General features: G+C 59.5%; 7 protein-coding genes. 4 read left to right on the forward strand and 3 right to left on the reverse strand.

The window, feature by feature from the left end:
- Positions 1-54: 54 nt before the first annotated feature.
- Positions 55-843 (reverse strand): MlaA family lipoprotein, encoded by a 789-nt coding sequence (locus ACYSTU_RS26540; RefSeq protein ID WP_024012144.1) that lies wholly within the window; start codon positions 841-843, stop codon positions 55-57.
- On the reverse strand, positions 836-2134 hold the full coding sequence (locus tag ACYSTU_RS26545; RefSeq protein ID WP_024012145.1) for a serine protein kinase PrkA: 1299 nt from the start codon (positions 2132-2134) through the stop codon (positions 836-838). The genes ACYSTU_RS26540 and ACYSTU_RS26545 overlap by 8 nt, the downstream gene beginning before the upstream one ends.
- A gap of 224 nt (positions 2135-2358) precedes the next feature.
- Between ACYSTU_RS26545 and ACYSTU_RS26550 the strand changes: the two genes are divergently transcribed.
- Positions 2359-2727 (forward strand): hypothetical protein, encoded by a 369-nt coding sequence (locus ACYSTU_RS26550; protein WP_499002648.1) that lies wholly within the window; start codon positions 2359-2361, stop codon positions 2725-2727.
- A gap of 106 nt (positions 2728-2833) precedes the next feature.
- Here ACYSTU_RS26550 and ACYSTU_RS26555 read toward each other — a convergent pair whose 3' ends face one another.
- Positions 2834-4429 (reverse strand): glycoside hydrolase family 17 protein, encoded by a 1596-nt coding sequence (locus tag ACYSTU_RS26555; RefSeq protein WP_499002651.1) that lies wholly within the window; start codon positions 4427-4429, stop codon positions 2834-2836.
- 297 nt (positions 4430-4726) lie between these two features.
- On the opposite strand from ACYSTU_RS26555, the gene ACYSTU_RS26560 reads away from it, so the two are divergent.
- From ACYSTU_RS26560 to ACYSTU_RS26570, 3 genes are all read left to right on the forward strand, one after another.
- Positions 4727-5578 carry a glycine betaine ABC transporter substrate-binding protein gene (locus ACYSTU_RS26560; protein ID WP_041479599.1) on the forward strand — a complete coding sequence of 284 codons (852 nt, stop codon included), beginning with the start codon at positions 4727-4729 and terminating at the stop codon, positions 5576-5578.
- 241 nt (positions 5579-5819) lie between these two features.
- Positions 5820-6131, forward strand: a complete 312-nt coding sequence (locus ACYSTU_RS26565; protein ID WP_016771016.1) for a DUF485 domain-containing protein — start codon at positions 5820-5822, stop codon at positions 6129-6131.
- The gene (locus tag ACYSTU_RS26570; protein ID WP_016771015.1) at positions 6128-7786 is read left to right on the forward strand and encodes a cation acetate symporter; all 1659 of its coding nucleotides are present in this window, start codon (positions 6128-6130) and stop codon (positions 7784-7786) included. The genes ACYSTU_RS26565 and ACYSTU_RS26570 overlap by 4 nt, the downstream gene beginning before the upstream one ends.
- The last annotated feature ends 197 nt before the right edge of the window (positions 7787-7983 follow it).

Genomic DNA, 7983 nt, shown 5'->3' on the forward strand with positions numbered 1-7983 from the left:
GGTACTCCGCGTTCGCGAGCAGGCTCGCTCCCACAGTGTTTTCCGGCAGCCGATTTACTCGGCGATCTGCAACTTGCGCGCCTCGGTATACACGTACCGCACTTTCTCGTACTCGAACGGCGAGTTCATCTGACCATAGCGGAAGCTGGTCTGGTAGCGCTTGTCGATCGCACGCAAAGCCCAGACTTCCGGGTGGTTGGAGCTGACTTCGGCGACGTTGAGGAAGTTGATCGCAGTGTCGGCGGTGTAATCCACGGCCAGACCTGCGGTGTCGCGGATGTTCGACGGACCGAAGATCGGCAGTACGAAGTAGGCGCCGCCCGGTACGCCGTAGAAGCCCAGAGTCTGACCGAAGTCTTCGTTCTGGCGTGGCAGGCCCATGGCGGTGGCCGGGTCCCACAGGCCGGCGATGCCGATGGTGGTGTTGAGCAGCAGGCGCGCGGTGGTTTCCATCGAGCGCTGGCCCTTGAACTGCAACAGGCTGTTAACCAGGTTCGGCACGTCACCAATGTTGTTGAAGAAGTTGCTCACCCCGGTACGCACGAAGCTTGGGGTGATGTAGCGATAGCCATCGACTACCGGCAGGAACACCCACTGGTCGAAGCGATAGTTGAAGTGGTAAACCCGGCGGTTCCACGATTCCAGCGGGTCATAGACGTTCAGCGCGTTGAGCGTCGAACGTTCGAACTCGCGCTGGTCCAGGCCCGGGTTGAACTTGAGTTTGGTCAGCGGTTCCTTGAAGCCGTCGCTGTCGACCACCACCGGTGCGTCGGCTTTACTGTTGTCGGCCTGGGCCACGCCTGCACAGAGGAACGCTGCAATCAGCAGGAGATATTTAGCCACGGAAGAACTCCAGCATGGCGTCGCTGTTGACGCGATAGTTAAGGTTGCCGCAGTGGCCGCCCAGTGGATAAACGGTCAGGCGATCACCGAAGGTTTTACGCAGGAAGCCCAGGTCGCCAGGGCCGAGGATGACGTCGTCGGCGTTGTGCATGACGGCGATTTTCGGGCTGTCGTGCAGGTAATCCTTAAGCGCATACAGGCTGACCTGATCGATCAGTTGCAGCAGGCTGCCGCCGTCAGTGCGCGCGCGCCACATCGGAATGACCTGCTCGGTGATGTAGCAGTCGAAGTCGCATTGCAGCGCACGCTTGAGGAACGGCGTGAGGCTGGTGCCTTCGGTGATCGGGAATTTCGGCGGGGTAATCAGACCGCGACGGTTGACCAGGTCCGAGGTGTAGGCAATGTCGGCTGCCGAGAAGCGGAACGACGTGCCGATCAACATGGCCATCTGTTCGTTGGTCAGATGCTGCTTGGACTGCTGGAAGTCATACAGCAGCGCATCGTTGAGGTCGATGTAGCCTTTCTGCTGGAAGTAGCGGGTCAGCTTGGTCAGTACCAGTTCATAGAAGGTGGTGCTGTTGTTGATGCCTTTCACCTCGGTCTGTACCAGCTTGTCGAGGTTGGTCACCGAGGTATAGAGATTGACCGGCGGGTTCAGCAACAGGACTTTCTTGAAATTGAAGCTGCGGCGTGTCTCGTCCAGATGCGCGACGAACGCCGCATCGAGGGCGCCGAGGCTGTAACCGGTGAGATAGTACTCGGTGACCGGCAGTTTCGGGTTCTGCGCCCGCACGGCCTGCATCACCCGATACATGTCTTCGGCATCTTCCTTGGTCACGCCTGGGGTGGCGAAACGCGAGGCGGCGCTAATGAAGTCGAAGCTGGTCGGCGACGACAACTGCACGACATGGTAGCCGGCCTTGTAATACAGCTTTTTCAGGTATTCGTTGAGCGTGCTGTCAAAGCGCGCGCCGGTGCCGGCGATCAGGAAGATCAGCGGCGCCGGTTTGTCCTGCGTGGCGATGCGGTAGGTGAGTTTTTTGACTGCCCAGAAATTGTCCGGCAGCTGGAATTCACGCTCCGGGCGCAGGGTGAGGCTGCGGTCCGTTTGATTGATGTCGTCGTCCAGCGGCAACTCCGGACGCAAATCCGGTGGTGTCGTGGCGATCGTCGCCTCGAACGGGTTGGTCAGCGGGTAGCCATAGCTGGCGGCGTCGATATCCACCGCCAGCGCGGACGCACTCAAGATAAGGCCGCTGAACAGCGCGGCGAAGCGCAAGGAACGGAGCATGACTAGATCCCTTAGAGGAAGGTGCCGATTGAAGTTCGCAGGCTATGACCACCGGCCGTGCGCCAAAGTGCCATGCTGCGGCACCAAACAGGCGGAATTCGGGGTAATAGTAGCTGGACGATACACGTTGCGAGGGCTTGCTGAACAGTTAACAGTTGTTAGTGCTTGCGAATGCCGGTCGGCAGATTAAGCTGGCCGCCGATTTCCGCAGATTGGAGTGCCCCATGTCCCGCCGCTTGCCCGTGATTGTGCTGCTTGTTTTGTTGCCGCTGTGGCTGGCCGCCAGTTATGCCGCGCGCTATGGCTTCATGGAAGATGGGCAGTGGGTGGGCATCTGCGTCGACGAGGCCAGTCGTTGGGAATGCCTGGTGCGGTCGAATCTGGGGCTGATGATTCATTTCAAGGTGTTGGGCTGGGCGGCGGTGGGCGCGGCGGTATTGGCGTTTGTCGTGCCGGGACGGGCAGGGTGGTGGCTGGCGGTGCTGGCGCTGGTGTTCGGCCTGCCGGCGCTGGCGTTGTACAACACGACGTTGGCGGTGTTTGCGGTGGTGATAGCCGGGTTGCGCCTGGTCCGCGAGTCCCGCAGCGCCTGACAGTCAGTCATCGCGGGCAAGCCCGCTCCCACAGGGAATTTGTGAACGCTACAGATCCAATGTGGGAGCGAGCCTGCTCGCGAAGAGGCCTGAACCGCTCTGAAGATCAGAGGCTGCGAACCCGCAGGCATCGCCACAACGCCACCACCATCAAGCCACTCACCAGCGCCCAACCCCAAGCCTGCTGATTCAGCATCCCTTCCTGATACAACTGCGGTGCAATCCCGGCGCCGATGATAAAGGTCAGCAGAGCAATCTCCCGACGCGGCACGCTCACCGGGCGGCACAGGTAGACCAGCGCCGGCAGCACGAACGCCATGCTGGCGAAACTGCGATAGCGCGGATCGAAGACCATCTCCAGCATTATCACCGCGGCGGCAAAACCGGCCGCCACGACCAGCCAGCCGGCGCGCCGTTCGAGGAAATCGAAGGCTCGCGCGCGCCAACCGCTACGCGCGCTTAGCGTCAGCGCGGCATGCGCAAGGACCAATAGATTCAAACCGGTCAGCAAGCCAACCCACAGCCATTCCCCGGCAAACCGCGTGGTCAATCGAGCCAGATCGCCCCAGGCGCCAATCGAGCACGCTGCGACCGCGCCCAGCAGTGGCAGCACAAGCGCCGAACGTGTGCTGCGCACGCGTCCACCAAGCATCAGCGTGCCAAGGAAAATCAATCCGCCTACCGCCAGCCATTCTTTCCAGTACGGCACGTTGCTCACCGGCCCGGCGAGTACGCCCTTGTCCTGCCGATCGGCATCGAACAGCCCCCAGTAGCCGCCGACCGCGCCTTCACTGCCGCGCTTCCACGGTTGGTCGAAGGCTTCGATCAGGTTGTAACGCCAGCCTTCCTGCTCGGCCATCGCCACAAAGCCACGAATGAATTTTGCCTCGTTGACCCGGCTCGGTACGGCTGTTTCACGCTGACGGCCTTCGCTCGGCCAGCCGGTTTCGCCAATCATCACGTCTTTGGGCGCGAACTTGTTGCCGAACACCTGACGCACATCCGCCACATGCTGCAGCGCCACGTCGATGTTCGACGGATCGTCTTCCCAGTACGGCAGCAGGTGAATAGTCAGAAAGTCCACGGCCGGGGCGATTTCCGGATGCTTGAGCCAGAATTCCCAGACGTCGGCGTAGGTCACCGGTTGCTTGACCTGGCTTTTGACCTTGTTGATCAGCCGGGCCAGTTGCGCGCCGGTGACCTCTTTGCGCAGCAGCGCTTCGTTGCCGACGATTACGGCTGTGACCACGTCGGGGTTGGCATTGGCCGATTTGATCAGCAGCTCGACTTCCTGCTCGGTGTCGACCGGGTTGCTGTTGACCCAGGCGCCGATCATCAACTTCAAACCGTGTTTGCGCGCCAGATCGGGCAGGGCGTCGAGGCCGGTCATCGAGTAGGTGCGGATACACTCGAAGCGCGTCGCCAGCAGTGCGAGGTCGGCGTCCATGCGCTCGGGGCGCAATTTGAACGGCACGTCGAACGGCGATTGGTCTTTGTCGAACGGTGTGTAGGAGGCGCATTGCAACTTGTGCGTCGGCGTCGCGGCGTCCGGCAGGATCACCGGTTGGCCGAGGCCATACCAGAAACCGCCAAGGGCCAGGAGCCCGAGCAGGCAGGCGAACAGATAAGGCAGAAAAGGAAATCGGGACATTGCGGACATGGTCAGGCCGAGTGGCTGCAAAGCGACGCATGTTACCTGCATTTATAGAAGGGCTGGTGGCTTGCAGGCGTTGTACATGCAAAGTTCGGGCGGATTGTCTGGCGTCAATTAATCGCGCTTGATTAATGGCTTTCTGATGTCGTTTCTCGCTGCCTTGAGGTCGCTGACAGAGCAGGTCGCCGGCCGCTTGAGGTTGATGATCAAACCATCAGTACCCTTTTTGAAAAATCGGCTGATGTTCGGTGTGTGAGGTCCGGCGTGATGGGGGCGCTGTGCACCATAACAATACGTTGACGATGCCCGGCATCCGTCGGGCGCAGCATTTCGGGGAAGTAAACGATGAAGATGCGACGACTTTTAGGCGCAGGTGCCGCTCTGGCGCTTGCGATGAGTTCCACTTTCGCCAACGCTGAAAAACAGACCCTGAACATCGGTTACGTTGACGGCTGGTCCGACAGCGTCGCGACCACCCACGTGGCGGCCGAAGTGATCAAACAGAAGCTCGGTTATGACGTGAAGCTGCAAGCCGTCGCCACCGGGATCATGTGGCAGGGCGTGGCCACCGGTAAACTCGATGCCATGCTCTCGGCCTGGCTGCCCGTGACCCACGGTGACTACTGGACGAAAAACAAGGATCAGGTCGTCGATTACGGCCCGAACTTCAAGGACGCGAAGATCGGCCTGATCGTGCCGGAGTACGTCAAAGCCAAATCGATCGAAGACCTGAAAACCGACGACACCTTCAAAAACCGTATTGTCGGCATCGACGCCGGTTCAGGCGTAATGCTCAAGACCGATCAGGCGATCAAGGATTACGGTCTGGACAAGTACAGCCTCAAGGCCAGTTCCGGCGCCGGCATGATTGCCGAGCTGACCCGCGCCGAGAAGAAAAACGAATCCATCGCCGTCACCGGTTGGGTGCCGCACTGGATGTTCGCCAAGTGGAAACTGCGCTTCCTCGACGACCCGAAAGGCGTGTATGGCCAGGCTGAAACCGTGAACAGCATCGGCAGCAAAGGCCTGGACGCCAAGGCGCCGGAAGTGGCCAAGTTCCTGAAAAACTTCCAGTGGGCGTCGAAAGACGAAATCGGCGAGGTCATGCTGGCAATTCAGGACGGCGCCAAGCCTGATGCTGCGGCCAAGGACTGGGTGGCCAAACACCCGGATCGTGTAGCTGACTGGACCAAATAATTTAAACACCGCCACACCCCTGTGGGAGCGAGCCTGCTCGCGAATGCAATCTGTCAGTTGATGCGATATCGACTGATACGACGCCTTCGCGAGCAGGCTTGCTCCCACAGTTGTTTTTGTGTGTGCTTGAAAATGGCCAGAACATCATGGCCATCTACTACTAAGGTCGTCTGGAACCTCTCTCGCAGCCGCATACATTAGCTACGTTCCAACAATAATTTGTGCTGCGAGGATAAAAACAATGAACGACAGCATTTACCTCTCGATTCAAAACAGTCCCCGATTCAAGGAGCTGGTTCAGAAAAGGGAACGATTCGCCTGGATTCTCTCGGCAATCATGCTTGGGCTGTACTCCGCATTCATCCTGCTGATCGCATACGGGCCGCACGTGCTCGGGGCGAAACTCAGTCCTGAATCCTCGATCACTTGGGGCATCCCGATCGGTGTCGGCCTGATCATTTCAGCCTTCGTCCTGACCGGCATCTACGTGCGCCGCGCCAATGGCGAGTTCGACGACCTGAACAATGCGATTCTCAAGGAGGCTCAGCAATGATCCGGCGTCTACTGGCTCTATTGAGTGTTGCGGCTTTCGCGCCGAGTGTCTGGGCGGCTGACGCGCTAACGGGGGAGGTGGCCAAACAGCCGCTGAACATCCCGGCGATCCTGATGTTCGTGGCCTTCGTCGGCGCGACGTTGTACATCACCTACTGGGCTTCGAAGAAAAACAATTCGGCCGCCGACTACTACGCGGCGGGCGGCAAGATCACTGGTTTTCAGAACGGCCTGGCGATCGCTGGCGACTACATGTCGGCGGCGTCCTTCCTGGGTATTTCCGCGCTGGTGTTCACCTCCGGCTACGACGGCCTGATCTACTCGATCGGCTTCCTCGTGGGCTGGCCGATCATTCTGTTCCTGATCGCCGAACGCCTGCGCAACCTGGGTAAATACACCTTTGCCGACGTGGCGTCCTACCGCCTCGGGCAAACCCAGATTCGCACCCTGTCCGCCTGCGGTTCGCTGGTGGTGGTGGCGTTCTACCTGATCGCGCAGATGGTCGGTGCCGGCAAGCTGATCCAGCTGCTGTTCGGCCTCGATTACCACGTTGCGGTGATTCTGGTCGGCGTGCTGATGTGCATGTACGTGCTGTTCGGCGGCATGCTCGCGACCACTTGGGTGCAGATCATCAAGGCAGTGTTGCTGCTGTCCGGTGCCTCGTTCATGGCGCTGATGGTGATGAAGCACGTGGGCTTCGACTTCAACACGCTGTTCTCCGAAGCGATCAAGGTTCACGCCAAGGGCGAAGCGATCATGAGCCCTGGCGGTCTGGTCAAGGATCCGATTTCGGCGTTCTCGCTGGGTCTGGCATTGATGTTCGGTACCGCTGGCCTGCCACACATTCTGATGCGCTTCTTCACCGTGAGTGACGCAAAAGAAGCGCGCAAGAGCGTGCTGTACGCTACCGGCTTCATTGGCTACTTCTACATCCTGACCTTCATCATCGGCTTCGGCGCGATCCTGCTGGTCAGCACCAACCCGGCCTTCAAAGATGCAGCGGGCGCCTTGCTCGGCGGCAACAACATGGCGGCGGTGCACCTGGCCAACGCGGTGGGCGGCAGCATCTTCCTTGGCTTCATCTCGGCAGTGGCGTTCGCAACCATTCTGGCGGTGGTAGCCGGTCTGACGCTGGCGGGTGCTTCGGCGGTTTCTCACGACCTGTACGCCAGTGTGATCAAGAAGGGCAAAGCCAACGAGAAGGATGAGATTCGCGTGTCGAAGATCACCACCATCGCCCTGGCGGTGCTGGCGATTGGTCTGGGCATTCTGTTCGAAAGCCAGAACATTGCGTTCATGGTCGGCCTGGCGTTCTCCATCGCGGCGAGCTGCAACTTCCCGGTGCTGCTGCTTTCGATGTACTGGAAGAAGCTGACTACTCGCGGCGCGATGATCGGCGGCTGGCTGGGTCTGGTGAGTGCTGTTGGTCTGATGATCCTTGGCCCGACCATCTGGGTGCAGATTCTGCATCACGAGAAGGCGATCTTCCCTTACGAATATCCGGCGCTGTTCTCGATGATGATTGCGTTCATCGGGATCTGGTTCTTCTCGATTACCGACAAGTCGGCGGCTGCGGACAATGAGCGGGCGCTGTTCTTCCCGCAGTTTGTGCGTTCGCAGACCGGGTTGGGGGCGAGTGGGGCGGTTTCGCACTAAGAGATCAGATGTAAGCTGTAAGCTGCAAGCTTCAAGAAAACGCCCTGATTGAGAGATTGGGGCGTTTTTTTGTGGGCGGTTATCGGTTGGTTTGGTGTGTATATCCGTTGCTGCGGTAACGGCGGCTTAGGGTTTCGCCCTTACGGCGAGTCACCTTTTCCAAACGCCGAAAAGGTAACCCAAAAGGCTTGCTCCTA

It is taken from the genome of Pseudomonas glycinis (assembly GCF_054871425.1).

Excerpts from the sequence above, each read along its gene's own strand:
- ACYSTU_RS26545 (WP_024012145.1), bottom strand. The coding sequence starts at position 2,134 with ATGCTCCGTTCCTTGCGCTTCGCCGCGCTGTTCAGCGGCCTTATCTTG.
- ACYSTU_RS26550 (WP_499002648.1), top strand. The coding sequence starts at position 2,359 with ATGTCCCGCCGCTTGCCCGTGATTGTGCTGCTTGTTTTGTTGCCGCTG.
- ACYSTU_RS26555 (WP_499002651.1), bottom strand. The coding sequence starts at position 4,429 with ATGCAGGTAACATGCGTCGCTTTGCAGCCACTCGGCCTGACCATGTCC.
- ACYSTU_RS26560 (WP_041479599.1), top strand. The coding sequence starts at position 4,727 with ATGAAGATGCGACGACTTTTAGGCGCAGGTGCCGCTCTGGCGCTTGCG.
- ACYSTU_RS26565 (WP_016771016.1), top strand. The coding sequence starts at position 5,820 with ATGAACGACAGCATTTACCTCTCGATTCAAAACAGTCCCCGATTCAAG.
- ACYSTU_RS26570 (WP_016771015.1), top strand. The coding sequence starts at position 6,128 with ATGATCCGGCGTCTACTGGCTCTATTGAGTGTTGCGGCTTTCGCGCCG.